Here is a 25,026-nt window from a genome sequence, read left to right as displayed (position 1 = left end):
CCCCGGGCGCCTGCATTGGCTGGCAGCCCGCTCCCGGACCTCGTGCGCAAGCCGGGCCCCATTACGAAAACCACACGACCTCCCGCATGGCCGTCTTCACCGCTGTCACCGACACCCAGCTCGCCCAATGGATGCGCGATTACGATCTTGGCGACGTAACCGATTTTCGCGGCATCCAGTCCGGCATTGAAAACAGCAACTTCTTCCTGACGACGACGCGCGGCGAATACGTCCTGACGATCTTCGAAAAGCTCACGGCGCAGCAGTTGCCGTTCTATCTGGATCTGATGCGTCATCTCGCGTCGCATCGCGTGCCGGTGCCCGATCCGATGCCGCGCGCCGATGGCTCGCTGTTCGGCATCCTGCACGGCAAGCCGGCCGCCATCGTGACAAAACTCGACGGCGCGCCTGAACTCGCACCGCAGGTCGAACACTGCGCCGAAGTCGGCCAGATGCTCGCACGCATGCACCTGGCCGGCCGCGACTACGCGGGCGACCAGCCGAATCTGCGCAGCCTGCCGTGGTGGGAAGAGACGGTGCCGACGGTGCTGCCGTTTCTCGACGACGCCCAGCGCGACCTGCTCACGAGCGAACTCGCCCATCAGCAGGCCTTCTTCGCGAGCGACGATTACGCCGCGTTACCTGGCGGCCCGTGCCACTGCGACCTGTTCCGCGACAACGCGCTGTTCGCGCACGCCCAGCCCGACACCGGTCATACGGTGCGCCTGGGCGGCTTCTTCGACTTCTATTTCGCCGGCTGCGATAAATGGGTGTTCGATGTGGCGGTGACGGTGAACGACTGGTGCGTGGATCTCGCGACGGGCAAGCTCGACGCGGCACGCGCGGACGCACTGCTGCGCGCCTACCAGACCGTGCGCCCGTTCACGCCGGCGGAAATCGCCCACTGGGCCGACATGCTGCGCGCGGGTGGGTACCGCTTCTGGGTCTCGCGCCTCTATGATTTTTACTTGCCGCGTTCGGCGGAGCTGCTCAAGCCCCACGATCCCGGCCATTTCGAGCGCATTCTGCGCGAGCGCCGCGCACAGTTTCACGCTGCCGCGCCCGGCGACACTCAAGCACTTTCTGGCCTGCCCCGCTCATGCAACTGATCGAAGTCCCCGCGAAGCAGGGCTATGTCTGGTTCCGCCAGGGTATCTGGCTGTTCCGTCGTAATCCGCTCGCGTTTCTCACGCTGTTCTTTGCTTATCTGCTCGCCATGACGCTGATCTCGGCCGTGCCGGTGATCGGCGGCGTACTGCCGCTCATCTTCGTGCCGGGCGTGGCCGTGGGCTTTATGGCCGCGTGTCGCGACACCATTGCAGGCAAGCCGGTGTTCCCGACGATCCTCGTCGACGGTTTCCGTTCCTACGGCAATACCGTCACCAGGCATCTGTTCGTGCTGGGTGCTATCTATGTGGTGGCGATGACGCTGGTGCTCGCGGCATCCGCGCTGGTGGACGGAGGCGAGCTGCTGCGCCTGATGACGCTAGGCGGGACGCTGGATACTGAGGCGATCGAAAACAGCAACGTGCCGCTCGCCGTGCTGGCGTCGCTGGTGGTCTACGTGCCGGTGTCGATGCTGTTCTGGTTTGCGCCGGTGCTGACGGCGTGGCACGACGTGCCGCCCGTCAAGGCGATGTTCTTCAGCATCGTGAGTTGCTGGCGCAACAAGGGCGCGTTCCTGGTGTACGGCGCACTGTGGTTCGCGGTGTCGACCGGCGTGGCAGTCGGGCTATCGAACCTGCTGCGCGCGCTCGGCGCGGGCGAATACGCCCTGGCGATCGTAATGCCGGCGCTGATCCTCGTGACGACGATGATCTACTGCTCGTTCTACGCGACCTACCGCGGCTGCTACGGCGTGCAGGAAAAGCCTGCCGAGGACGTGCCGGATTCGGGGCGCTGAGCATTTACGCCAGCCGCAAATGACCATGAATGGCTTGCGGCACACACCTTCGCGGGGCGCCAGCGTGCGCCCCGTTTTCATTGCTACGGCTTAGCCGTAGTGGTTCATCCATGACGGATGACGACCGTTCTTTTCGCGGTCGAGCTTGCGCATGCGGAATTCGAGATCGTAGATGTCGGCCGATTCGGCCAGATAGGCTTCTTCGCGCTCCTTGCGGGCGATATCGGAGGAACGCGTGAGGAACAGGAAAAGGTGGCTAAGCAGGTACATGGTCTGGCTCCGGTAATCGGGCACATGCCCTCGGACTGGATGGAACCATTATAGGGTAAACCCTCATTAGGGTAAACCCTTGAATTGATGCGAATTGTCGCAGGGCGGTCGCGGTACAGCTCTAACCGCTCCTCAGGGCCGCACCGATTAGCCCGCGCCTTGCATCAGTTCGTCGTCGACGGCGTCGTCTACACGACCGCGCCGCTGCGCCTCGAAAAAGTCCCAGATCATCGCACTTGCGTCCGGCCCTCTTGAGGAATGGAAAGGGACGGCATCGTCGCCGCCGCTCCAGGCGTGATCGAGTGCGTCCACGCGGCACAGGCGCACGACGCTGGCGCCATCGTCGTGCGTGTAATCGTGGATCGTATAGCCATCGCCTTCCTGCTCATGCGAGACGACGCCCTGATGCACACCGTCTGCGTCGGCCAGACTGTTGAGGTGCAGAAACTGCGTAGTCAGTTGCTCTGCATTGACAGGCGCCACGACGGCATCGCCGCCCCCCTGGACGATCAGCGCCGGCATGCCGGGGTGCTTGCGCCCCACCAACTCGCGCTGGACGAGCGAGACCGGGTCGTGGTGCAGTCCGCGCCGCATGACATCGAGCGCCGCCACCCCCGAGCGCGCCTCGCCGAACGCCGGTCCCGAGTGCAGCGCGACGGCCGCGAAGCGGCCCGGCGCTCGCATCGCCAGCAACGAGGCGAGACCCGCACCCGCCGAAAGCCCCGCCAGATAGACGCGAGAGCGGTCGAAACCGTGCTCCTGCGCAAGCGTGTCGACGAGCGAAACGATCGCCGTAACCTCGCCTCCACCCGCCGACTGGCGCGCGTCATACCAGTGCCAGCACTGGTGCGGATGCGCCTGCATCGACTGCTCCGGATAGACCACGGCGAAGCCATAGCGGTCGGCGAGAAGATTCATGCGCGTGCCTTCGGCAAACGAATCCATCGTTTGCTGACAGCCGTGCAACATCACCACAAGCGGCATATCGGCCGTGGGCCGATCCGGCGGCAGATAGAGCCCGTAGGCCAGTGCGCGCGAAGCGCCCTTGGCGAGATGCTCGGCGCGATGCCATTCGCCCGCCGCCCAGGCGGCGGCACGTGGCCCCACACGCGATTCGCGCGCCGGAGCACTTGTGCGAATAAACGGTGCCGCATGCGGCACTGCATCATTGGCGTGTGGCGCCGAGGCGCTACCCGCCGCCTGCTCGGCGGCGGGCTGGGCTGCCAGCCACATGGCTTGCGCATCGGAAGCGCGCGAGCGGGCCTCGCGCAGCGCCGTGCGCGTCGCGCGATTCTGGATGGCGATGAGACGTCGCATGCCACCCGCCCACAGCTTCGTCAGATCTTTCGTCATCAGGGCCTCATGAAAGGGGTCGGATACACAGCACTACAGAAGCTGCCGCGATCATTTGTTGTGCGATGCACAATAACATCAATCTGACAGCAGTGCAGTCGAACGAGTTCGAAAGAAAATCCGATGCCTGCGGCATCTCATTAAGCGAAACGAATCACAGCTATACTGAAAATTCGCGCGACGCCCTGTCGGCCTACCCGGCCGCTCGTGCGTTGTTCAATCGATACCCTCTCTCGAATTGCGCCGTTGCGGTGCCGCCTCATGCCTGACTTGCCCCTTCACCTCTGGTACTCGATCACGAACCTCGGCGGCGCGGGTCTTACGCTGCCGCTCGCCATCGCGATCGCGCTGTGGCTCTTGGCAGGCTATTCGTGGCGCATGGCGGCCAGTTGGCTGATGCTGCTCGGTGCGGCAATCGGTCTCGTCACGTTGACGAAAATCGCCTTCCTGGGCTGGGGCGTCGGCGTGCGGTCTTTCGATTTCACGGGCCTGAGCGGCCACGCAATGACGTCGACCGCCGTCTATCCGGTCGCCTTCTTCCTGATGTTGCAGGGCGTTCGCCCTACGCTGCGCGCCGCCGGCGTCGGGGTGGGGTTGGCTATTGGGGTCGTAGTAGCATTCTCGCGGGTCGTGGTGGATGCCCACTCGCCCTCGGAAGCCGTCACCGGCTGCATCGTCGGCGCGCTGACGGCGTTGGTGTTCGTGCGCTACTGGTGGGAGGCACGCTCGGGCCGGATTTCAACGGCCGTAGTCGCGCTGAGCCTTGCGGCCATCACCTTCTCGTTGCATAACGTGCGCGTGCCCACGCACCGCTGGGTTACAAATATTGCGCTCACGGTCTCGGGCCACGATCAGCCTTATGTGCGCGCCAGGTGGAAGGCCAATCGCACGATCCGCACACCCGGGACTCCGACCGCTCCGATTTCGCAAACGCGCGACACTCTCACGCCGCCCGCCCAGCGACACGCCTGATCGGAACGGCGCACGCTGCGCCGGACGAGTCCGCGATCTCGCATCTCGTCCCTGTTTCGTCCTTGCTTTGTCCTCATTAACTCGCCACGCCTAGCAGCACGCTAGACGCCTTGAAAACGGCCGTCGCGCTTGCGCCCGCCTCCAGGCCGAGCGCCTCGACGCTCGCGTCGGTAACGATCGCGGCAATAACCGTACCGCCCGGCAGTTCGAGCGTGACTTCCGCATTGACCTCGCCACGCCTTACCCGGCTCACCACGCCGCCGAGTTGATTGCGCGCGGACAGCCGCGTCGCCACCTCTTCGCCGCCCGCCACGAGCACGACCGACGACGCCTTGATCAGTGCAACGACCGCTCCGCCCTCGGCGAGACCTAATGCCTCGGCGCTCTCGTGGGTGACGGTCGCTGCCAGTCTCTGGCCGCCCGGCAGCGCAATCGTGACCTCGTCGTTGACAGCGCCGCGTACGAGCGCTACGACCGACCCATACAGCTGATTGCGCGCGCTGGTGCGCAAGCCGAAGCGCCCTAACACCGCCAGATCGCCTGACAGACTTTGCGCCGCGTCCGCGTCTGTGGCCTCCTCGCGATTCAACGCACCGATGGCCGCAGCCGCGCGCGCCAGAAAACGCCGATGTTCGCGCTCGATCGCGCCGAAGGTCTCGATCAGGCGCAGTGCGCGCCTGGTGAGCGTCGTGCCCCCGCCGCCCTTGCCACCTGTCGCGCGCCGGACAAGCGGCTCGCCAGCGAGATTGTTCATGGCGTCGATGGCATCCCAGGCGCCCTTGTAGCTCATGCCGACCGCTTTGGCGGCAGCCGTGATGGAGCCGGTGTCGCGAATCGCCGCCAGCAACGCGATGCGCGCAGCGCCGCCCAGCATCTGCGGGCCGGCCTGGAACCAGACCGAGCCGCCAAGGCCTAGTTCGGGCGCCGCGGCTCGATCATCGGGGTCTGCGTCAGAAGGAGAAAGATTCGAAGATGCAGTATTCATCGCGCGTCGCGGTCTCGGGGGGATCGTCGGTCAAGGTACGACGGCGATTATAGGGAGCGCCGGCGGCCCCGATACGATTCAGGCACCGCGTGCGATCTTCGGCTCATGCAGTTCGCGCAACAGGCGCTCGCCCTCTTTCGCCGTGTAGCGCTTGACCGCTTCGCACCAGCCGCGCGCAAAGCCCAGTTGATACGGCTGCGCGTCCATGCCTTCGAGAAAGCGCAGCGCCACCGCCGCGTCGTTGCCGTCGCCCAGCACGCTTTGCAGGCGCGTGAGCGTGCGCGCACTGTCAGTACGGGTGCGGCGCGACGTAATCGGCGCGAAGAACTCGAGCGTATAGCGCAGATACTTCGCGTTGATGCGCGCGCGATGGCGGCTCGCTTCGTCGATGGCGGTGAGCTTCTGGGTCTGCGCGAGCCGCTCGTAATAACGGCGCACCCGTTTCTTCGCGTGGCGGCGCAGCGAAGGACCCGCCTCGTCCGGGGCCTGCGCATGATGCGAGAGCACCGCCAGCCATTGCAGCCATGCAAGCGCCACATGCGCATAACGCGGCGAAGCCAGCGCTTCGCGCACCCGTGCACGCGCTGCGAGCCGGGCGGCCTCGGCCTCATCGCGCACGGCGCGCCAGCGAGCGGATTCGTTATCGGCGGCGGCCAGCGCCGGCAGCGTCGACTCTACGAAGACGTCGCGGTCGCGTGCCTCGCCGAGCAGGCCGCCTAGCCATTTGAGATCGGGCTGGATCAACGTGCGCCAGGTCTCGTCCTGCCAGCGCGAGAAAATACGCATCGCCGTGCGCAGCCGCCGTTGCGAGACGCGCATCTGGTGAATGAATTCTGTATTGGCGGAATTGTGGACACCCGCGTCGTTGCCGAACCATTGCGCACTGATGTTCGCGCCGATCGCTGCCAGCGCCTGCTCCGCCCGCGAGGCGCCGCCGAGGTCGATGGGATCGGCATGCGCCGCGCGCGCGTCGCCGACGAGGCTGCCCTGCGCCGCGCGCTCCAGCGCATCGGTCAGGCGCACGAACGCAGGCAATGCATCGACGAGTTCGTGCGCACAGGCAAACAGCGCATCGACGAGCGGCGCAGCCTGCGCCTCCTCCGGCCACGGCACGCTCACGCGCAACTCGTGCAGGCGCGCGGTTTCGTCGCACGGCGCACGCACACCGGCATCGAGAAAGAGATCCACTTCAATGCCTTCGCGTGCGCCCGTCCATGCGCTGCGCGCCATGACCAGCGACGTCGCTGGCTCAAGCGGCCCGGCAGCTGTTAGCGCCTCGCGAAACGCTTCGGGTGCCGCGTCGAACAGCACACCATCGAGACCGTCCGTTTCGAGATGCGCCGACACTATCGGCTCGACGACGGCGATGCCCGGTGTCCACGCGCGCCGACTGGACACCACAACCGCATGCGACGCACCGCGCGTCTCGACTGCAATCCGCCAACCGGCCTTCGCGAGCATGCCGTCGCTATCGAACGTGACGATCGAGACGGTTTGCGCCGCCTCGGCGCCCGCGACGAGATTCGGCCACGCAGTGCAAAGCGTCGCCACGAGATCGGCCGGTGAGGAAGCCGTGGCAACGGCCGCCCCGAACGAAGCTTGTGGCTCGATATTCACGACATCCAGCACGATTTCCAGGCGACGGACCATGAACGCTCCGTGGGTTCGTAGGCATGGCAAGCAGTGAGCAGGCGGGCGGCACATGCACACGCGGCACTAGCGCTCGAGATGACCGCGTTACTGCCCCGATAGTACACGCGCTGGCGCGCCGATGCTCCTGGGTACGGCCCGCCCCTCATTCGCGCAGGCTGACGGCGATCAAGACCGCCAGGACGCGAAAGTGGAAAAATGCTTACGTATCGATTCGATCGATCTTATTTTTGTAAGGAGTATTGAGTGTTCCCCGAATACAGAGACCAGATCTCGCACCTCAAGGTTCATGACGAACATTTCGCACGCATCTTCCATCGTCACAACGAACTCGATCAGCAGATCAAGAACATGGAAGCGGGCATCGTTCCCGCACACGGCATGGCCATCGAGCATCTCAAGAAAGAGAAGCTGCAACTCAAGGATTCGCTCTACCTGATCTTGCGCAAGACCACGAACGCCTGAGCGGCGCGCGCCTCACCCGATCGTGCCAGCCTTGCTGGCGGCGTCGGCGATTATCGGGCGCGCCTTCCTGCTTTTCCACACGACTTTACATTCGCGACTGGAATCAGAAGCAATCGTATTCAACCAGGAGTCGCCCTTGGCTGACAACGCCTCCTGTCACGCCTTCTTGACGAATTCCGATTTGAGGCTCATGGCGCCGAAGCCGTCGATCTTGCAGTCAATATCGTGATCGCTGTCTACCAGACGGATATTTTTCACTTTGGTACCCATCTTGATGACGCCGGACGAACCCTTGGGTTTCAAGTCCTTGATGACCGTGACAGTATCCCCGTCCTGCAAGATGTTGCCAGCCGAATCGCGATAAACCCTGCTAGCCGCTTCGGCTGGCGCGATCGCCTGCCCCGACCACTCATGCGCACACTCTGGGCAGATATAGACGCCACTATCTTCGTAAGTGAACTCGGAATTGCATTTCGGGCAGGGTGGCAAAGCGCTCATGGGTAATCCTTGATGCAGACGCGGGGTCAATGGAGGCGCAGCAGTATAGCGCGCAGGGACGCGCGCCCTTGCTGTCCTGCGTCAGGAAGTCGCCATGATGGCACGGTACAAACCTAGGCAAAAAATATCAGAGAAACTTTAGCGCGAGCATCGCGATGCTGACCACCGTACCAATCGCAGCGATGACTTTTCCGACCCCAAAGGCCGTGTTCTTCGGTTGCGGCTGCGTGGGATCGGGCAAGCCGAGCACGCCATAGGTCACCGACTTGAGCGACGAAGTCGATGAACTCGCGTTTGTTGCATTCGTCGTGTCGCTACTGGCTGAGCCGTTGCCTGTGCTATCGGCACTGCTCAGGGCTTCGGCGCTCTTCTGCAATCCCTCATCTGACAACGTAACTTTGGTGCTGGACTCCGGTGTCGTGCTCGCGTCATTGACCTGCTTGCTGGCAACCGCATTGACAGGCGCATTCGCTGCGACGGCCTGGCTGGATGTGGACGTTGTAACCTGCATGTCTGACTACTCCCGCGTATTTCGCGCCGCCATAGCGTCGGGTAGCGTTCGTATGTCACGCTGCGACGCTACTGATTTTCGTTCAGCTTTATAACGACCGGGATTCTCAGTTCTTTAGGCTTTCGCTCGTCGCGATAAATATTCGGGTTAAATAATTCAATTACTTTCCATATATTTCACTATGGAAATATATAAGCTCGTGCGCGCTACTTCATGCGACCTTCTCCGTAACGGGAATGGCTACACATACAATCAGGCCTCCTCCTTCCCGGTTACTAAGTGCGATGTTCCCCGAATGTGCACGAATCACCGCTAGCGCTGAGGTTAGACCAAGTCCCATCCCCCCCGTCAATCGGTTCCGGGATTGCTCGATTCTGAAGAATGGGGTGAATACCTTCTCCAGTGAATCGATAGGAATACCAGGTCCGTGATCGCTGACGGTCACGGATATTTCTGATCGCGTACAGATCAGTTCAACCTCAGCGCTCCCCCCGTATTTCACCGCGTTCTCGATCAAATTCATGCACGCCCGCCGTAGCGAGAACGGGCGACCGCTCATCGCGAAGCGATCCGGCCCGGTGTAGCTTACATTCGAACCTTGATCGCCATAGTCGTCTACGACGGTACGAAGAAGGCCAGCAAAATCGAACACTGTCGCTTCTTCATCCTTGTAGTCGTCTCGAAAAAAAGACAGGGCCGAGTCCGCCATTGCCTGCAAGTCGTCGACATCCCGAAAGAGGCGCGCGCGCTGCTCGTCATCATCGATGAACTCTCCACGAAGGCGAATTTTAGTGAGAGGGGTTCGCAGATCGTGGGACATCGCCGCCAGCATCAGCGTGCGATCATCGACAAATTTGCGCAGCTGTCCCTGGAGGGCATTGAATGCAGCGATTGCAGACCGCAACTCCGTCGGACCGGATTCGCGCACGGGCTTCGCGCGTGGGTCGCCGCCAATGCGGCGAAGTACGTCCGCGAACTGTCTGATAGGTCGCGCCAAAAAGTACGTGGCAAGCAACGAAGCAGCCAGAATCAACGCAGTGACCGACAGCAGCATGGTTGCCAGCCTGGCGGGGAACAGATTTCCTAAGCGTCGATGATTTGCGATGAACAGTACCCAACTTCCGTCGTGTAGTTGCACCGCCATGTAATACGCGCCTGGATGCGACACCCGGTCGAAGTCGACATCTTTGGCTAACGCATCCGCTGACGTGAAAATCAAGGACTCGCGCTCGCCTTCATTACCGCGAAATCGTTCAGCCATACCGGGGTCGGCGTCGTGAAGTCTTGCGGCTTCGAAGCGTTTTGCGATCGATGTTGCAGATGGATACCAGATTACCTTGTCGGCAATCGTGATCGTGTCAGCCAACCGCTGCCGCAAACCGGCGGGAGCCGCTTCAATCATACGGACTGCGTCGTCCGCCCGATCCAGCTCGGCTCTCTCGGCAGTGGAAGGTCCGGCAAGGTGATCAAAAAGAACACTCAGTGCCAGCACACTCATGATCGCGGCACCGACAGTCAGCGCAATCCGCCATGCGATTGTGTCGGCAAATTGAAGCCGAATCCTCATCGACGGCGAACCACGGGCGTGAAGATATATCCGCCGCCACGCACGGTTCGAATAACCGACTCCACGTTGATGTCGGTATCCAGCTTGCGGCGCAACCGCGCGACCTGCACATCGATGCTTCGATCGAAAGCCTCGTAGGCAGCACCACGTGTCATGTCGAGCAACTGGTCACGAGTCAGCATCCGTTGTGCGTGCTCTGCAAACACCAGCAAAAGATCGAATTCGCCACTTGAGAGAATCGTCAAGGTATTGTCTGTAGATCTAAGCTCGCGCCTCGCTATGTCGAGTCGCCATCCTGCAAAGGTCAGCACGGGCCTCGTTGGCGTGCTGCTTATCGTGGTGTCAGCTTGCGTGGTCCTGCGCAGCACGGCTTTCACGCGCGCGAGAAGCTCACGCGCGTCAAATGGCTTCACCAAATAGTCGTCAGCGCCGATCTCCAGACCCACAACGCGATCAACGTGATCTGCAACAGCGGTAAGCATGATGACCGGAATTTTCGAGGTGGCACGAAGTTGCCGACAGAGACTAAATCCGTCCTCCCCTTGCAACATAACGTCAAGAATGACGAGGTCGATTTGCTCATGCTCAACGGCTTCGAACAGGCTTTCTCCATTGGTCGCGACGCTGACCTCGTGACCATGCCTACGAAAGAAGCCCGTTAGCAAGGACCTGATGTCCTCTTCGTCATCAACTACCAGAATGTGCGGCATAGAAGTCATTTCCAAATGCTAACTGAAGTAAGGCCCCGCCTGATTTCAGCTTTCTGTCACTTGCATTGCCGAGACGACACATTGTTTCGACTCGGCAACAAACCGCACATCATATCTGCGATTTCGATCCGTAATCTTCTGGCTCTCGCCTGAGTATTCGTCAGCGGAATTCTCATCGCGCAACCCGCGGCGCTCGCTGGCTCCGTGCAAGCGTTAAGGGGTTCGCTTGCGTTCACGAAGGCTATCCCTAACGAGAAGGTCAGGAAGGGAGGAACCGGACTTGAGCCCCCTTCCGCGCAGCCTTAGGAGAAATACATGCGTTTCTTGAAGCGCCCCGCCAGTGTGGGACGTTTTGCAGCCTTGACTGCTGCACTAGCCGCCAGTCCTGCGTTCGCACAGAGCAGTACGACACCGGCCGCTCAGGCATCGACGAACACCAGTACCTTCGATGACGGATGGCGATTCTCGCTTGGCTTCGGCGCGTTTGAGACACCCAGGTATCAGGGAGCAAGTTCGACCAAATTCCAGCCTGCGCCAATTGTCGGTGTGAGCTACGGCCGCTACTTCTTCGGTTCTGTTGCGGACGCGAGCGTACCCTTCGGTCTTGGAGCGTTTTTGTATCGCGACGAACACTTGCGTGTAGGCGTCGCACTCTCCTACGACCTGGTCAGTCCGCGTGACTCGTCTGATGACATCCGTCTACATGGCTTGCCTGACATCAATCGCACCCTTCATGCGACGCTCTTCGGAAGCTACAACCTCGACTGGTTTACAGTCGTAGGCGCAGTGTCGCAGGATGTCGCGGGCGAAAATGAAGGAGCCACGGCGTCACTGGATCTGTTCGGGCGTTACAGCCCTGCCAGCAAATGGACGTTATCCGCTGGACCAGGTATCACTTTCGGCAGTGCAGAATATAACAATACTTACTTTGGCATAACTCCGCAAAACAGCACTCGCTCAGGCCTCAATGCGTATTCGCCAGGGGCAGGCATTGCCGCACTTCGCATGACTGCGAGCGCAAGCTATCTACTTTCACGACATTGGACTCTTGGAGCGCGGATCGTTGCGACAAGATTGCCGGGTGCCGTGGGAAATAGCCCAGTCGTGGAGAAGAAGACACAGATGACGTATGGTGCATTCGCCGGTTACGCGTTTTAAGCAGCACGCGTGCGGCGCGACTTAAAGATTGTGTGTGGTTTTACGCGAAATGCAAATCTCGTTACCAGCACGATCGCAGCACCTTTGATGTGCCATTTAAAAAGACAATCCACGATCGTGGAGAATACACCGGATCCTGCCTTATATCGCGCATAACCAATATCAATTAGCGTTCGTTGGCGCCAGAATACTCCGATAAGTCAGCGACTAATTCCAGCTTGCCAGTGAACGTGAAATTTCGCATTGAAATTCGTTCCATGCTCTATTTTATTGAATTAGAAAAGTTTATTTTTTGTTGGTTCGGGGCGAGTCACCCATCATGATATCTCGCTTCCGTACCCTCAACTGGATTTCAGCCGTGAGCGCCTTGTGTCTTTCTGCGGGATGTGTGAGTAACACCAGGCTTCCCTCAATGTACGTCAACGGCGCTTCGATCATGGCACGTAGAGTCTGTATCGAAGTAAACGAGCAGACTCCTGCAAGCAACATTGTCTCTGCTATACAGGTTGCGCTTCATCAGCAAGGTGTAGACAGCAGCCTGTTCAGCCGCGGCACAGTTCCGCCTGAGTGTCGTACGGTATTGAACTATTCAGTGATGCTCGCCCCAGTCGATGATGGTGATTCAAAAAACAATGACTTTTGGTCGTCGGTCGATATCAACATACTTCAAGACGATGTTGTCATGGCCACCGCTCACTATGAGGCAAACGAATATAAGAGCCATTCCATTGCCTCGCACATGTTGATCGCTATGATTCGCGCTGTTGTTGAACCGGTGCAGCATGAAGCCGGGGCGTATTGACCGTCGCAAACCGATGCGCGCGATCACGTTGCAAATCTTAAGCGGTGTGCTGCTTGCTGGGCCGACGCTGTCCGGCAAACCGCACACCGCGTTATTGACCTTCGCCGAGCTGCCCGTGCTCTCTTGCGGGCAACAGATAGTTCACATGTAAAAGCACGGCGGTCGCTCAACGCCCGCTTGCGACCGTCTGAGGCGGAGCCGGTTGCAGCCGAAATCCGCTCTGCGACATCGTCCATATGCATCCTCGCCAGCGCATATGAACGCCGCGACCCGGTTCTGACGACACACACTTACTCACGTCGCATACTGCGCCACCCCATTCCCCAAAGATACTCAATATAACATCACGCAAAAATCGCTACGAGCCTTTTCCAGCAAGGGTTTCCGGCAAACGAGGCGCCGTATCAGACGCTCAGAAAAGGTGTTTTTTCTCGCTGTACAAATCACAGCGAATGGGTCGGTCCACGGTGCTGTCTGGCACCAATTAAGCTGTTCGGATCACCCTAAGGATGGCGTCCCGAGCGGTCGCTTCTATTCCTGCGCGGTCTACCGCAGTCGTTGCCCGCCAGCGCGGCCGGTCGCCAAAGCAGCGCTAAGTTTTGAACGACGCCCCCTCACCTCCGTCGGCGGCCGGCCACAATCGGACACTCAAGTGCACCCTGCGAATTATCGACAATTGTGGGGAGTGGCATCAGGTAGGCAGACCGCTTGAAAGCGGAATTTCGGTGACTGCGGTTACTTTGATCATCAGTTCAAGGTGAGACAACTCGCTGCTGGGGCCGCCAACGGTCGTGGCACGGCAATGGCAATCATGGATCAATACCGTAAGTGCTCGATCAGAAGCGTCGAGGCCGCAGATTTTTGCCGACGGTTCGGGTGTAATAAAGGTGGAAGCCGGGAAACGGCGAGCACCAATCCTCTAGAATGCGAACCAACTGGCCGTCTTCACACGCCTGGAGTACATAATCTTCTGGAACGTAGCCGATGCCATGCCCGTCTTTCGCTGCGGTTACGATGGTTGATGGCCGATTGAAAACCAGAGACCCATCTACGCGAACGCGAACGCTACGCCCGCGCTTCGAAAACTCCCAAGGGAGAATGCGACCGCTCAAAGGTCTTCGATAGGCAATGCAGGCATGTTCGCTAAGTTTTTCAGGGCTGCGTGGAACCGTCTTATCGGCAAAGTACGATGGTGAACCGACCACGGCCATGCGAATATCAGGCCCGATCCTGGTAATGACCATGTCCTTTTCAATATCCTCTCCGAGACGAACACCAAAATCAAAGCCCCTGCCGACAAAGTCAGCCCCGATGGGATCCGCCTCAACTTCGATTGCTGCGCAACCTTTCGACATTCATCCCCGGATTGAACGTTGATTACTCCATGGCGCACGGCGTTCAGGCTGTCTTCACGCTCACGTATCCCTTCCGGTACGGCCTGTCATGGGCGAGTACCGCCCAGATCGTTCGCGCCATTTTATTTGCTAATGCGACGATCACCACATTCAGTGGTCGCCGCTTCTTCATCTGCTCCACCCTCGAGCCGGGCTCCTTCGCATGAGTCAGTACGCTACGTGCGCCGTGGATCAGCAGCGTGCGCAGATACGGTGCTGCGAAACTCCATTCTTCATCAGACACGTCGCTCGGGTAAGGTTTGCGTTTTTCCATCCGCCCAGGTTACCAGGTCTGAGCTGAAGTTCCTAACACGGTCAAAGGAAAGCGGCATGACGGACGGCACCATGATGATGGGCTGAGGTATGGCGATGCCGGAGCCCGTGCCTGCCCCGCAGGTTGCCTCCGACAGGTACAGCAGCGCAGCGGCCAGCCAGGCCAGTGGCACCGGATTGACGGCTTCCTGTCCGACGGCTGGCTGGCTGCGCGTGCTGTAGGCACCTGGCTGTCGACCGGCAGCAGGCTGCTGCCAGCAGGTTCCAGTGCGTCAGCGGGTCGCTGCGGCTCCGGGGCTGGCGTCAGCCAGACAGGAACTCCAGAACTGCTGCACTGACGATGTTCATCATCTTTCGCGATCGAACGGGCCCGATATACATGGCTTTCTGGAAGGTCGCTTCCGATGAGGTCAACGCTTCGCCGACGGTAGTAATGCCCACCGATGCCAGCGCCGCCTGCTGATGCTCGGTCAGGTCAAGTACAGTGGTCGGCTCATCAAGCAGGCGCTCCAACGCCTCCGACATGTCCGCGTCCACCATTTTGCCCACCCGGCGGGCGATTTCCACGAACACCGGATAGTTCTGTCCGTACTCGGTAAAGCGCTTGATCGTGAGCCCGCGTCGCAATTCGGAGAGCTGGGCAACCGGATTGGCGGCGGGGGCGACCAGACAGCCAATGTTAATGGCGTAGCGCACGCCGACCTCACGCCGGGTCGCGACCACGCCGGCATCCAGCTTGGTCAGGATACCTGTGTACGTGAGCAGCCGCAGCGACTCCTTGACAGCTTCGGGCGTATCACGATGTACCCAGAGATAGGTGGTGCGCTCGGACTTGGCTTCACCTTTATATGTCTCATTCTTCTGGGCGGCATCGGGAATCGCGATGTGTTCGACGAAGACTCGGCCCCAGTCGATCAGTTCCTTGTGACCGGGATAGCGCTCGGCCAGTGCACTGTGCTCGGCCCAGATCGCGTTACGGTAGAAGTCCTTGAGCACAGATTGCACATCGGAGGAGCGCAGCCGGCCAGCCAGGCCTACCGTTTTGAGCAGCAGTCTCGGGTTGCCGCTCACGGCGAGCGCAAGCGCATCAAAGTTTTCCCCGTTGCGCTCAATATCGCTTTGCAGCTCCGCGCCAGACTGTTTGAGCACAATCTCACGCATCTGCTCGCGGTAGGTGGAGCCATGCACGTCCCGGTTCAGCGATTCAATCTGGGCATCATGGGTTGCCTCGAATGACGGACCGTACGACGTGACGCCGGGATACACGGCAGCGTTACACGTCATGTAGGGGGAGCGCAGATCGCGGAACAGCGTGAAGAACTGTCGCTGCTGTTCCGGGCGGAAGATATGTGCAGCCTCATCAAAGAGTACGTTGATGCGCCGCAGTCCCAGCTCCTCGCACAGATCCTGGATGGCATCCTTGAACGACTCCACGTCGGGCACCACATCGGTGCTGACGACATCGCCCGGCTTCTTGTAGGAAGCCTCAAACTGCTGGGTGATCTTTTCCAGTGGCGTCGGCTCGCCCGCGCGTCCGATGGCGCCTCCTGCGAGCACGATCGCGGCGGCGGTCGGCCGCGCGAGCAGGCCCATCTGGTAGAGGGTGCGCAGCACGCGCGAAGCCAGATGCGAGAGCATCCAGTGCTGGAACTGCAGGTCATTCTTCGTGCTCAGCAGCGAGCTCTTGATGAAGGACACATACACCGGCACCACGCCCGTATCGGCAAACTCGCTGAGCTGCTGCTGCTCGCACACGCGCAGCAGAAAGGATTTACCCGTTCCGCGACTGCCCTCGATAATCAGGGGATTGGGAGACTTCAGTCCGGCAATGAGTTGCAGATCGCGCTCGGTGGGCACGAACAGACCCAGCACTTCTTCCGGGCGCAGGTCTTCGGTGCGGATGACAAAACTCTTCGAATCGTTCATGTCAGATTTCACGGATGCATTCCGTACGGATGGCTTCAATATGACCAAGCTGGTCGAGCAACACCGCCGCGACATCGGAACGGCGCGATGCTGGAATGGACTTCAGGTGCCGCAGTGCAAAGGAAAAATGCACGACAAGGCGCACGAGACGGGCTTTTTCGTGCCACAGAGCAAAGCTTTCCTGCGAGAAGACCAGACCGGTGGGGAGCGGAATATGGTTGGGTACATTCCCATGGATGCATTCCGACAGTTCGCGATACAGCGTCTGGCACAACTGCCGGAAATGTGTGATATGGCCATCCAGTTCGGGGAAGAACGCCCGGCCAAAACGCACACTTAACGGACCGTCATCGGCATCCACCAGCGTGGCCCAGATCGTGTCGGCTTTGCCCTTGAGCCACTCTTCGCGCAGCACGAGATGGGCGGAGAGAAAGCTGCTCTGCATGCAGAGCTCAAGCACCATGCGCAGTCCCTTGAACGCGTTGCGATACTGGCCCTGACAGACATTGAGCATCGACATGACATATTCGGCTGCCGCATCGGTGAGCATGCGCGCCGACGGTCCGGCAGCGATCGCTTCACGCCACACGTCGAGATCGCTGGCGAACACGTAACTCTCGCCAAGCAGCGCTTCGTTGTCCGCGCGCGTGGAATGGGCCACGACCTGCGCGCACTGCTCGTGAAGGCTGCGCACGATGGCGCCGGGACTGTTCCTGACTGCCGGGCTGGCGCCGGATGGATTCAGGGTTTGCAAGACGGTCTCCTTGTTGGGTAGGTGGCGCGCGCAGGCGTACCGCTGATGTGCGTGGACGCGGGCATGCTGCTGTGCGGCTGCGCACGCATCAGTGATCAGTTCGTCTGCAGCAGGTTCAACCAGCGCTCCAGGCTGATCAGGCGGCCGGTATCGATGAGCTCAAGCACGCGCATCATGGAGGACTCCTTCGAACCACGATACGTCGCCTTCAGCGCCGCGGTATTGATGTGCACGACGTGCGTGAACATCGGCGCGTTCGTGGCCAGCTTGTCGCACGCCCGCATCAGCCGTGCGGGATCAAATTCGTTGGTCACGAACACGTATTCGAAGGGCTTGCCGTCAGACTCTGCCTGAACGTAATCACCGAAATCAGCCGCGAACTGCTTCTCGCGATCCGCGCGAACACTCCATTTCGCGGTGACCAGCGTGCGCATGCCAGGCCGTACGATCGCCAGATCCACCTTGTTTGGCTTCTCATTCTTTTTCGGCGGATTAAAGCCCGGAATGTCCTGCAGCGGCCGTCGTGCAGCCACATCCGGTGCAGCCTGTGCGCAGGTGCGCCTCACAATGGCCGCCAGTACATCCTCGAAACCTTCGCCGACCAGATTCTTGCGCTTGTTTTCGAGCATCAGGTACTGGCGGATCTGCTGCACGAGCGTCTGCCATAGCGCGGCGGGCGGCGGCGAAGCAAGATGATCCTGCAGGGTGTCCTGGATCATCGCGACAAGCTCGGGATCTTCGCCCGGCCGCGGAAAGCCGCGTCCCTGATAGGGCAGACGTTGCTCGCGGGTTGCCTGTTCGGTTCGGGCGACGCGTCCGAGCGCCTGGGCGGCGAGGTCTTCGGTGGCCCGCAGGAACAGCCAGTCCATGTGATGGGCGAGCCTGGCCGGCAACACATGGAGTGCGGTGGACAGCCAGTCGTGGAAGGCGAGCGAGCGCGCGTACCAGGGCTTGCCTGGCTGGCATTTATCACTTTCGTAGCAATGGGCCAGCCCCGTCGTCTGATCGGTCCACATCAGCAGGCGATAGACATGTGTCCACGCTTCGGAGGCGGCACACGGGCCTGGCGCCTGCTGCGCAAAATAACGTGCGATGAGCCGTTCTCGATTCTTCGCCCCGAATGCGGCTGTCACCGTCCCGACGACAGCCGTGTCGTCTTCCTGTTTTTCTGGGGTTGACACTGTGTTGTTATCCGGCTTTTTTGTGGCGCGATGGCTTGCGCAGATAGTTATCCAGCTGAATACGCAGATGCGCTGCGACTGAGCGCGCGAGCAGGGGGGGCACCGCATTGCCCACCTGGCGGTAGCGCGAGTGCGCAGGCCCACCGTTGTGCCGGCCTTCAATCATCCCCCTTCTCGGATCCGTCAGGAAGACGAACCGGTCCGGAAAGGACTGCAGGCGCGCAAACTCGCGCACGGACAGGGCGCGCGCGACGCAATAGTGGTAGACCGAGTCGCCTTTGGTGTTCAGCGTCCATGCCCAGATATCCGGATGCAGGCGCCGGTAGGCGTAGAAGTGCTTGCGCGAGAGCTTGCCGGACCCATTATCCTGCCCCCACTTCTGTCCGGTCAGGTAACGTTCGAGCAGCTGCGCATCCAGGTCGCGAAAGTTGCCGCCGGGAGGAATGCCATTCAGGCGCAGCTCGGTATCGGCGTTGATGCGTGGCACCTGGACGTTGGCCAGCAGCGCGCCAGCACCTTCGCGCATCGCGCGCTGGTACGCACTGCGGGCGGGCGCAAGTTCCGAGTACGGCAGCGCGTCAATGCGGTTGCCCACAGGCAGCTGTGCCAGATCCCCGATCGCGTCAGCTGCAGTCACGACGGACAGATCATCGTCGTTGGCGAGTGCCTGTCCGGAGCGCAGGCTGCGGATATGTTGCTGGACGACCACCTGGTAGCGCGGCTTGCGGTTGCCGGTGAAGCGCGTCAGGCTGATCGAGCTGGCGGCTCCCGAGCCCTCGAGCACCGGTGGCGCCATGCCTTTTCGCGTTCTCACGCCGATGAAGAGCAGCCGTTTTCTCGTCTGCGGCACGCCAAAATCGGCCGCATCCAGCACCTGGGGATGCACCACGTACTCACCCTCCAGAGACAGGTCAGCAGTGATCTGCTCCCTCACACCCATCTGGTCCATGCCTGTGACATTTTCAACGACGAACGCCAGAGGCAGGCTCTGTTTGAGCACATCGACGAATTCCCGATAGAGACTGTTACGCGGATCGTCAATCATGCGCGAATGGTTTCGCACCTGTGAAAAGGCCTGACACGGTGGCCCCCCCACCAGGACGTCAGCCTGCTTCGCAAGTTCCAGAATACGTGCCTTGACATGCGGTGCACGGATGTCGCCCGTGATCACCTGCGCTTCAGGAAAATTCGTCGCATAGGTCGCCGTTGCATCCGGGTCGTTGTCCGACCCGGCAATGATTGTGTACCCTGCCTGCCGGAAGCCTTCGGACAGCCCCCCCGCTCCGGCGAACAGATCCACCACCTTCAACGTGGTCATTTATTTTCCTCAATCAGCCTTGCCTGCCGCGGCGTGGTGCGGGTCTGGCGCAACGCCGCAGCACGGTCCGGACGCGCCTTGCGCACGCGCCCGCTTTCATAACCCCGTGTATCGACCGTGAATTCGGCCACGCCGAGCTTTCGCAGAAAGGTCGCGAGCGTTGTCAGATTGGGAAATATCCGCACGCCCCCGCGTGCCGCCCCCAGCAAACGCTCACAGGCGCCGTAACGGATGAGTACCACGAACCCGCCGGGGCGCCCTGAGGCCGTCACCGGATGAATGGACCCGGCGAGCAGAAGCTCCCGGAGCGTCGCCTCGACGATCGTCTCTTCCATGGCGCAACTTTCGCAAATAAAGAATATCCTACACGCAGATATCGTTATCTGTCTAGATCAATTACGCTATCCGTTCCGCATAAGAGAGCATCGAGACGGCCCCGGGCGAGCCATCGGCAGTCTGTGAGTCCTTGGGCGTGCTGGGCTGCGCTCAGAAGCGATCGATAGATCCCGTCAGGTAAAGCTGCAGGCGGCCCTGCGGGTATCGCGGCGTGGGTATTGAGGCCTCCCTGTGGGGGCTGGGCAGGGGCGGATACCGTGTCGGCATTGACAGGAGTTAGGCCAGGCGGAGCACAGGTACTCGGCGCCGTGATGACTGCGTCTGCGTTGGTTCTCAACAACCTGTATTTACGGCGACGCTCCCGACGAATGGCGGCGTCCGCATTTGACCTGACCTTACGCGACGTCGTCTCCCTTCGGGGCCGTGCGAGCGATGACTGGCGGCATTGTTTTCGGCAACGGCCGTTGATATGCAGACGAGTTGAAAGTCGCTTGTGGGTCGAGACCGGAAATTCGTGGATGTTGGCGAATTTCCGTGCCGCGGCTGTTTCTTGGCGCGAGCCCGCCGTCAGCCGCGTTGTGACGAATTTAATGTCGCAACGGTGACACATTCAATACGGTCTACGGCAGGGCCGCGAGCGTACCGCCGACCCAAACTTCGACTCACATGCGAGGTCGTCTGCTCAGGCGCATCCGCGCGGGGCGACCTCCAAGGCTCATGGCTTGTGACCTCAGGACCGCATCGTCACCCAGCACATCCCGGATGATGTCGAACTCCAGTCGCTCGCCGCGGCGAAGATATCCCGCCCGCCCGAGCGCGGAAAGAAAATTCCAGACTGCGTCGCGAACGGAGGTCAGTTCAGTCGAGGCAATGGCGTAACGCTGGACCAGCCAGTCGGCCACCGGTTCGACGCTCACACGCGGATGGTAGCGCGCGCCCCGCCCGTGGATGTACCGGCGGAACACATCAGCCTGCCAGATGCGCGTGGACGCCGGGATGGCCTCGGCGCCCCGCACATCCTGTCCAATACTGGCCGGCCACGTCGTCACGGGCTTGCCCAGCTTCTGCTCGAGGAACGCCAGTTGGCGCTCGGAGGTGGCGCTGCGAAATGCCGCATTCGCACTTGCGATCATCCGCAGGCGTTCGGCTTGTGTGTCCGCGCGTGCGGCGTTGAGCGCTGCCTCCTGTCGCCGTTGTCCCTGGCGCTGTTGGTCGACCACAGCATGGGATGCGGCACGGGACACGGCATCGCTCTGTTGGCGTAGGGCATTGAGCTGCGCCCAGGCCTCGGCTTCTCCGGGATAGAACACCCAGCGCTTGCCCTCGATCGCGTCCAGCACCCGTCGCCGCAGCTCAGGCGCCGTCACATTGCGCGGCACCGCTGACTGGTCGATCTCCAGCGTCGGCGCTCCAAGGCGCTTGAGCGTCTCCCGTTTGGGCGCGTCCACCTCGTGCGTGACCGTCACCTCGACAAAGATGGCCCGGCCTTCACAGACGCCCCGGAAATCCGGACGGATGCCCTCGACCCAGACTTCCGCCTCCCCTACCGCGTCCCAGTGGAGCGTGTGCTCGACGCACAGCGTGATGTCTTCGCCGCCTGCCCGCGCATCCAGCTGGCACACGAGACCCGGCACGCACAGCGTGTCGCTTTCCACAAGAAACTGTTTGGCGAGAACATGCAGCGCCGTCTCGAACGCCGTCGTCCGGCCGGACTCGGGCCGGTGCGCGAAATGCCAGATCCGCACCTCGCCCTGCTTTGGCGTCACGGGCTCACCGCACGCGGCGCAGCGAAAGGTGCCCTCCACGGAGGGCGGCACCTCACGGATTTCGACGATGCGTTCTGTCTCATCAAGGGCAAACGGGATCTTCACCTAGTAACCTGAGCGAACGTGCCGTGACGGCAAAATGGTAGCAGGCTCGCGGCCGGCTGACGCCTACTCTTCGAATAAGGTGTTTCGTGACCTTTCCCCCCTTACAACAGCCGCAATACCGACCCGGACGAACGCCGGTGAAGGCACTGGGCTTCTGCACCAAGACGCCGTTGGCGAATACATGACGCTACTGAAGCGAAGCCACCAGCAAAGAGCCCTGGCGCACCGTCGCCGAGATACGTCGGGCCCGGCGAATCGGGTTCATTCCCCCCTTGTCTTTCTCCGGCGTCTTCGACGAATAGCGGGTGGTGATCAGCCAGGTGTGTCCATTTCACCCGTACGTGAACGTAGCGCGCCTTGACCACGGTACGAGCGCCACCGATTTGCGCTAAAGGTTAGCCACAACAGCTACCCCTTTGGCAGCGACAATTGTTTGTTAACATTCCCAAACGACCAGTTCTCCCTCGCGACATCCACGAGATTAATGAACACGTCTTCGCGTCGCACGCCCGGATCCTGCGCAAGGTTTTCCGCAATCTGCGCAAACAGCGCCTTCTTCTGATCCTGCCCGCGCGTATTGCTCACGGCGATCTGAATCATCACCAGATCGTCGCTCCGCTCGATCCCCAGGTAATGCCGGCCAAACACGAAATTATCAGCGTCGTGCTCGGTGACGACCATGAACTGGTCATCCTCCGGCGCCTTGAACACTTCCATGAGCGCGCGATGCACGCCCTGCATGAGGGCCTTGCGATACGTTGCGGGCTTGCCGGCGCGTACGGCGATTCGGGTGAAAGGCATGTCAGGCTCCATCCGGTTGATTGAACATGACAGTAGCTTAGTCGCCGTCTATCATTACAAACAGACATCACTCCATATTTCATCCATTTCCAATGGAAATGAAACCTCTCGATCTCGACGCCGTGCGCGCCTTCGTGCTGGTCGCCGAACTACGCAGCTTCACACGCGCCGCCGATGCGCTCGGCACCACGCAATCGGCCGTCAGTCTCAAGCTCAAGCGGCTCGAAAACCACCTCGGGCGACAGTTGCTCGAACGCACGCCGCGCCTCGTACGGCTCTCACCCGATGGACTCGCGTTTCTCGGCGCCGCGCGCGATCTGCTGGGGGCGCACGAACGCGCGCTCGGCGCGCTGGCGGGCGATGTACGTCGGCTTTCGCTAGGTCTGAGCGAGCACGTCGCGGATGCGCAACTCGCCCGTCAGCTCGCGCTGCTACGCGCGCACGATCCAGGTCTCGTGATCGCCCTGCATCTGGGTCTGTCGGCGCAGTTGCTCGCCCAGTTCGACGAGCGGCGGCTCGACGCCGTGATCGTGCGGCAGGAAGCCGATGAGGCGCCACGCGGCGATGCGCGCCTGCTCTTCGACGAGCCCCTGGTCTGGCTCGCTTCGCCCGAGTGGCAATGGTCGCCCACGGCACCGCTGCCGCTCGCGCTGCTCGCGGGCCCCTGTGCGGTGCGCGCGGCGGCCATTGCTGCGCTCGATTCGGCAGGGACGGCGTGGAACGAGGTGTTCGTCGGTGGCGGCGTGGCCGCGGTCGGCGCTGCGCTGGAGGCGGGTCTGGCCGTCTCGGCGCTCGCGCGGCGGGTGGCGCCGCGCACGCTTGTCGATGTCGGCGTGAAATACGGGTTGCCGCCCTTGCCCGTGTCGCGGGTGACGCTGCATTCGCGCGTGCGCGATCCGCGTTCGGCGGCGACGCTACAGTTGCTCGCGTCGAGTCTCGGCAGCGCGTGACGACGCAGCGCGGCTCAGCTCAGGATCGGCGGGAGTTCATGCGGTTGCGGGATAGCGCGCTTCACGGCCACCGCAGGCGTCGGCGCGGGCGCGTCGACCATGAGTTTGTGGCGTGGCGCCGGACGCACCACAGCCGGTTGCGAGGGCTTGCGCGCAGCCGCCTGACGCGGCGTGTGCGCGAAACCCTGTGATGTCGCCTTCGATCCCGCCACCGCGTCGTGCTTTGCGTGCGCCGCATGCGTAGTGTGGCCGGATCGCCCCGCATGCCGCGACGCATTTGTTTCCCTCGCGCCATGCTTGCGAACCGGATGCGCGGGGCCTTTCGCGTTTTTGCCGGTCTTGTGCGCGGCAATCGGCGCCTTTCCGGCATGCCCCGCCGTTGGGGCAGCGGCCCATGCCGTCGCCGTCGCGAGCCATCCTGCCGCGACCATCACCACTACTGCCCGCACTCGGCGCCTCCGTCGATGAGCCGTTGTCGTGTCAGATGACTCGACTGGCCCGGATGAATTGGGCGGCGATTATACCCAACCTGCATCGACGATCTTCGGCTTGTGGGCCAGCCAACCATCCGGGAAAACTCAGGGCAGCGCCATGTTCGCGGCGCCCAACGCGCGCGCGTCCTGCACGGAAATCGACCAGTGCCGCGACGTCATCGCCTCAATCATCGACAGGCGTCCTTCGGGAATGAACGCCCCGGTGTCGACGAACACCTGTGAGCCGATCTGGCGCAGCTCGCGCATTGGCGTATGCCCGCAATAGGTGAGCGAGAGAGCGTGGCGCGGCGGCGCGCCGGCATTGAGGGCAAGCTCGCGCCCCCACAGCATGCGTTCGCGCACGGTAGCGTCGAACTGGCCGGCGTCGAGTTCGGCGTCGTCGCCGAAGAACTCCGCATGCAGCACGTTGAATCGCGCGGCGCCCTCACCCACGGTGCGCACGAGCGGGAGTTCGCGCAAGCGCTTCGCGTGCACAGCCAGGGCGTCGTCCGGGAGCGCCTGCGCCCAGCCCCCGCCGATCCCATACCAGCGATGCCGCGCGAGCCGCCCTTCGGCGACGGCGCACAGGGTGTCCTCGTGATTGCCGAGCACGGCATAGAACCACGGCTTGTCGAGCAACTTCAGCGCCTGCTCGCACTGGTCGCCGCGATCGACCAGATCGCCGACCGAAAACAGGCGGTCGCACGTGGCGTCGAAGCCCACTTTGTGAAGCAGATAGCGCAAGGCGTCCACGCAGCCGTGCAGGTCGCCGATCACGAAATCGCGACCGGCCGCATTGGCCGCGTGATGCACAACTTCAGGAACGAGAGTGAGCGTCATCGCCTCATGATAGCCCTGTGTGCGCGCGACGTATGCGAGCCATCCCGCTTTTTGTCTGCAGTTTT

The 25,026-nt window shown here is 61.5% G+C and carries 25 protein-coding genes and 1 pseudogene; 7 read left to right on the top strand and 19 right to left on the bottom strand.

All coding sequences use genetic code 11. The features are described 5' to 3' along the window. The first annotated feature begins 86 nt into the window (after positions 1–86). Positions 87–1,109, top strand: coding sequence for a homoserine kinase (locus U5782_RS21020; RefSeq protein ID WP_322045810.1), 1,023 nt, complete (start codon positions 87–89; stop codon positions 1,107–1,109). After that, on the top strand, positions 1,100–1,903 hold the full coding sequence (locus tag U5782_RS21015) for a BPSS1780 family membrane protein (RefSeq protein WP_322045809.1): 804 nt from the start codon (positions 1,100–1,102) through the stop codon (positions 1,901–1,903). Before U5782_RS21020 ends, U5782_RS21015 begins: the two co-directional genes overlap by 10 nt. A gap of 90 nt (positions 1,904–1,993) precedes the next feature. Here U5782_RS21015 and U5782_RS21010 read toward each other — a convergent pair whose 3' ends face one another. Together U5782_RS21010 and U5782_RS21005 are read right to left on the bottom strand one after the other, a co-directional pair. Continuing rightward, complete coding sequence (locus U5782_RS21010) at positions 1,994–2,173, bottom strand: DUF3563 family protein (RefSeq protein WP_322045808.1); 180 nt, start codon at positions 2,171–2,173, stop codon at positions 1,994–1,996. A gap of 147 nt (positions 2,174–2,320) precedes the next feature. Then, positions 2,321–3,526 carry a PHB depolymerase family esterase gene (locus tag U5782_RS21005; protein ID WP_322045807.1) on the bottom strand — a complete coding sequence of 402 codons (1,206 nt, stop codon included), beginning with the start codon at positions 3,524–3,526 and terminating at the stop codon, positions 2,321–2,323. 261 nt (positions 3,527–3,787) lie between these two features. Here U5782_RS21005 and U5782_RS21000 point away from each other — a divergent pair, with 261 nt between their 5' ends. Further along, complete coding sequence (locus tag U5782_RS21000; protein WP_322045806.1) at positions 3,788–4,498, top strand: phosphatase PAP2 family protein; 711 nt, start codon at positions 3,788–3,790, stop codon at positions 4,496–4,498. Positions 4,499–4,574: 76 nt separating this feature from the next. On the opposite strand, the gene U5782_RS20995 is transcribed toward U5782_RS21000, so the two are convergent. Together U5782_RS20995 and U5782_RS20990 are read right to left on the bottom strand one after the other, a co-directional pair. Further along, the gene (locus U5782_RS20995; RefSeq protein WP_415914374.1) at positions 4,575–5,483 is read right to left on the bottom strand and encodes a TOBE domain-containing protein; all 909 of its coding nucleotides are present in this window, start codon (positions 5,481–5,483) and stop codon (positions 4,575–4,577) included. A gap of 78 nt (positions 5,484–5,561) precedes the next feature. After that, on the bottom strand, positions 5,562–7,133 hold the full coding sequence (locus U5782_RS20990; protein ID WP_322045805.1) for a CHAD domain-containing protein: 1,572 nt from the start codon (positions 7,131–7,133) through the stop codon (positions 5,562–5,564). A 246-nt stretch (positions 7,134–7,379) separates the two neighbouring features. On the opposite strand from U5782_RS20990, the gene U5782_RS20985 reads away from it, so the two are divergent. After that, complete coding sequence (locus U5782_RS20985; RefSeq protein WP_322045804.1) at positions 7,380–7,598, top strand: YdcH family protein; 219 nt, start codon at positions 7,380–7,382, stop codon at positions 7,596–7,598. Positions 7,599–7,754: 156 nt separating this feature from the next. Here the strand turns inward: U5782_RS20985 and U5782_RS20980 are convergent, their stop codons facing one another. The 4 genes from U5782_RS20980 to U5782_RS20965 form a co-directional block, all read right to left on the bottom strand. Beyond that, a complete protein-coding gene (locus U5782_RS20980; protein ID WP_322045803.1) occupies positions 7,755–8,096 on the bottom strand; it encodes a zinc ribbon domain-containing protein YjdM in 342 nt (113 codons plus the stop codon). Between the two features lie 127 nt (positions 8,097–8,223). Then, entirely contained in the window at positions 8,224–8,607 is a 384-nt protein-coding gene (locus tag U5782_RS20975; protein WP_322045802.1) for a hypothetical protein, read from the bottom strand. Between the two features lie 211 nt (positions 8,608–8,818). After that, complete coding sequence (locus tag U5782_RS20970; protein ID WP_322045801.1) at positions 8,819–10,174, bottom strand: ATP-binding protein; 1,356 nt, start codon at positions 10,172–10,174, stop codon at positions 8,819–8,821. Beyond that, a complete protein-coding gene (locus tag U5782_RS20965; protein ID WP_322045800.1) occupies positions 10,171–10,884 on the bottom strand; it encodes a response regulator in 714 nt (237 codons plus the stop codon). The genes U5782_RS20970 and U5782_RS20965 overlap by 4 nt, the downstream gene beginning before the upstream one ends. 315 nt (positions 10,885–11,199) lie before the next feature. Between U5782_RS20965 and U5782_RS20960 the strand changes: the two genes are divergently transcribed. Beyond that, positions 11,200–12,042, top strand: a complete 843-nt coding sequence (locus U5782_RS20960) for a MipA/OmpV family protein (protein ID WP_322045799.1) — start codon at positions 11,200–11,202, stop codon at positions 12,040–12,042. 412 nt (positions 12,043–12,454) lie between these two features. After that, positions 12,455–12,844, top strand: a complete 390-nt coding sequence (locus tag U5782_RS20955; protein WP_322045798.1) for a hypothetical protein — start codon at positions 12,455–12,457, stop codon at positions 12,842–12,844. An 836-nt stretch (positions 12,845–13,680) separates the two neighbouring features. Here U5782_RS20955 and U5782_RS20950 read toward each other — a convergent pair. The 9 genes and pseudogenes from U5782_RS20950 to U5782_RS20910 form a co-directional block, all read right to left on the bottom strand. After that, positions 13,681–14,199, bottom strand: a complete 519-nt coding sequence (locus U5782_RS20950) for a LysR substrate-binding domain-containing protein (protein ID WP_322045797.1) — start codon at positions 14,197–14,199, stop codon at positions 13,681–13,683. Positions 14,200–14,242: 43 nt separating this feature from the next. After that, positions 14,243–14,449 (bottom strand): annotated as a pseudogene (locus tag U5782_RS20945) (IS110 family transposase); the annotation flags it as partial. Positions 14,450–14,814: 365 nt separating this feature from the next. Beyond that, positions 14,815–16,437 carry a hypothetical protein gene (locus U5782_RS20940; protein WP_322045796.1) on the bottom strand — a complete coding sequence of 541 codons (1,623 nt, stop codon included), beginning with the start codon at positions 16,435–16,437 and terminating at the stop codon, positions 14,815–14,817. Between the two features lies 1 nt (position 16,438). Continuing rightward, a complete protein-coding gene (locus U5782_RS20935) occupies positions 16,439–17,191 on the bottom strand; it encodes a hypothetical protein (RefSeq protein ID WP_322045795.1) in 753 nt (250 codons plus the stop codon). 95 nt (positions 17,192–17,286) lie between these two features. Further along, complete coding sequence (locus U5782_RS20930) at positions 17,287–18,372, bottom strand: hypothetical protein (RefSeq protein ID WP_322045794.1); 1,086 nt, start codon at positions 18,370–18,372, stop codon at positions 17,287–17,289. Between the two features lie 7 nt (positions 18,373–18,379). After that, positions 18,380–19,690 (bottom strand): DNA cytosine methyltransferase, encoded by a 1,311-nt coding sequence (locus U5782_RS20925; RefSeq protein ID WP_322045793.1) that lies wholly within the window; start codon positions 19,688–19,690, stop codon positions 18,380–18,382. Continuing rightward, positions 19,687–20,025: a hypothetical protein gene (locus U5782_RS20920; RefSeq protein WP_322045792.1), complete on the bottom strand. Its 339-nt coding sequence runs from the start codon at positions 20,023–20,025 to the stop codon at positions 19,687–19,689. The genes U5782_RS20925 and U5782_RS20920 overlap by 4 nt, the downstream gene beginning before the upstream one ends. A gap of 663 nt (positions 20,026–20,688) precedes the next feature. Continuing rightward, the gene (locus U5782_RS20915) at positions 20,689–21,897 is read right to left on the bottom strand and encodes a competence protein CoiA family protein (protein ID WP_322045791.1); all 1,209 of its coding nucleotides are present in this window, start codon (positions 21,895–21,897) and stop codon (positions 20,689–20,691) included. 408 nt (positions 21,898–22,305) lie between these two features. After that, the gene (locus U5782_RS20910; protein WP_322045790.1) at positions 22,306–22,698 is read right to left on the bottom strand and encodes a tautomerase family protein; all 393 of its coding nucleotides are present in this window, start codon (positions 22,696–22,698) and stop codon (positions 22,306–22,308) included. Positions 22,699–22,796: 98 nt separating this feature from the next. Between U5782_RS20910 and U5782_RS20905 the strand changes: the two genes are divergently transcribed. Beyond that, a complete protein-coding gene (locus U5782_RS20905) occupies positions 22,797–23,648 on the top strand; it encodes a LysR family transcriptional regulator (protein WP_322045789.1) in 852 nt (283 codons plus the stop codon). A 14-nt stretch (positions 23,649–23,662) separates the two neighbouring features. Here U5782_RS20905 and U5782_RS20900 read toward each other — a convergent pair whose 3' ends face one another. Both U5782_RS20900 and U5782_RS20895 read right to left on the bottom strand, forming a co-directional pair. Next, positions 23,663–24,097, bottom strand: a complete 435-nt coding sequence (locus U5782_RS20900) for a hypothetical protein (protein WP_322045788.1) — start codon at positions 24,095–24,097, stop codon at positions 23,663–23,665. Between the two features lie 129 nt (positions 24,098–24,226). Further along, complete coding sequence (locus U5782_RS20895) at positions 24,227–24,961, bottom strand: metallophosphoesterase (protein ID WP_322045787.1); 735 nt, start codon at positions 24,959–24,961, stop codon at positions 24,227–24,229. Between the last annotated feature and the right edge of the window lie 65 nt (positions 24,962–25,026).

This window comes from Paraburkholderia sp. J67 (genome assembly GCF_905220265.1).
Lineage (GTDB): Bacteria > Pseudomonadota > Gammaproteobacteria > Burkholderiales > Burkholderiaceae > Paraburkholderia.
This window is presented reverse-complemented; position numbering and strand designations above follow the sequence as displayed.

Coding starts and splice junctions, on each gene's coding strand:
- U5782_RS20910 (WP_322045790.1), bottom strand. CDS start 22,698: ATGCCTTTCACCCGAATCGCCGTACGCGCCGGCAAGCCCGCAACGTAT.
- U5782_RS20955 (WP_322045798.1), top strand. CDS start 12,455: ATGTACGTCAACGGCGCTTCGATCATGGCACGTAGAGTCTGTATCGAA.
- U5782_RS21000 (WP_322045806.1), top strand. CDS start 3,788: ATGCCTGACTTGCCCCTTCACCTCTGGTACTCGATCACGAACCTCGGC.
- U5782_RS20990 (WP_322045805.1), bottom strand. CDS start 7,133: ATGGTCCGTCGCCTGGAAATCGTGCTGGATGTCGTGAATATCGAGCCA.
- U5782_RS20995 (WP_415914374.1), bottom strand. CDS start 5,483: ATGAATACTGCATCTTCGAATCTTTCTCCTTCTGACGCAGACCCCGAT.
- U5782_RS20940 (WP_322045796.1), bottom strand. CDS start 16,437: ATGAACGATTCGAAGAGTTTTGTCATCCGCACCGAAGACCTGCGCCCG.
- U5782_RS20960 (WP_322045799.1), top strand. CDS start 11,200: ATGCGTTTCTTGAAGCGCCCCGCCAGTGTGGGACGTTTTGCAGCCTTG.
- U5782_RS20920 (WP_322045792.1), bottom strand. CDS start 20,025: ATGGAAGAGACGATCGTCGAGGCGACGCTCCGGGAGCTTCTGCTCGCC.
- U5782_RS20950 (WP_322045797.1), bottom strand. CDS start 14,199: ATGTCGAAAGGTTGCGCAGCAATCGAAGTTGAGGCGGATCCCATCGGG.
- U5782_RS20975 (WP_322045802.1), bottom strand. CDS start 8,607: ATGCAGGTTACAACGTCCACATCCAGCCAGGCCGTCGCAGCGAATGCG.
- U5782_RS20965 (WP_322045800.1), bottom strand. CDS start 10,884: ATGCCGCACATTCTGGTAGTTGATGACGAAGAGGACATCAGGTCCTTG.
- U5782_RS20925 (WP_322045793.1), bottom strand. CDS start 19,690: ATGACCACGTTGAAGGTGGTGGATCTGTTCGCCGGAGCGGGGGGGCTG.
- U5782_RS20980 (WP_322045803.1), bottom strand. CDS start 8,096: ATGAGCGCTTTGCCACCCTGCCCGAAATGCAATTCCGAGTTCACTTAC.
- U5782_RS20970 (WP_322045801.1), bottom strand. CDS start 10,174: ATGAGGATTCGGCTTCAATTTGCCGACACAATCGCATGGCGGATTGCG.
- U5782_RS20905 (WP_322045789.1), top strand. CDS start 22,797: ATGAAACCTCTCGATCTCGACGCCGTGCGCGCCTTCGTGCTGGTCGCC.
- U5782_RS21005 (WP_322045807.1), bottom strand. CDS start 3,526: ATGACGAAAGATCTGACGAAGCTGTGGGCGGGTGGCATGCGACGTCTC.
- U5782_RS20895 (WP_322045787.1), bottom strand. CDS start 24,961: ATGACGCTCACTCTCGTTCCTGAAGTTGTGCATCACGCGGCCAATGCG.
- U5782_RS21015 (WP_322045809.1), top strand. CDS start 1,100: ATGCAACTGATCGAAGTCCCCGCGAAGCAGGGCTATGTCTGGTTCCGC.
- U5782_RS21020 (WP_322045810.1), top strand. CDS start 87: ATGGCCGTCTTCACCGCTGTCACCGACACCCAGCTCGCCCAATGGATG.
- U5782_RS21010 (WP_322045808.1), bottom strand. CDS start 2,173: ATGTACCTGCTTAGCCACCTTTTCCTGTTCCTCACGCGTTCCTCCGAT.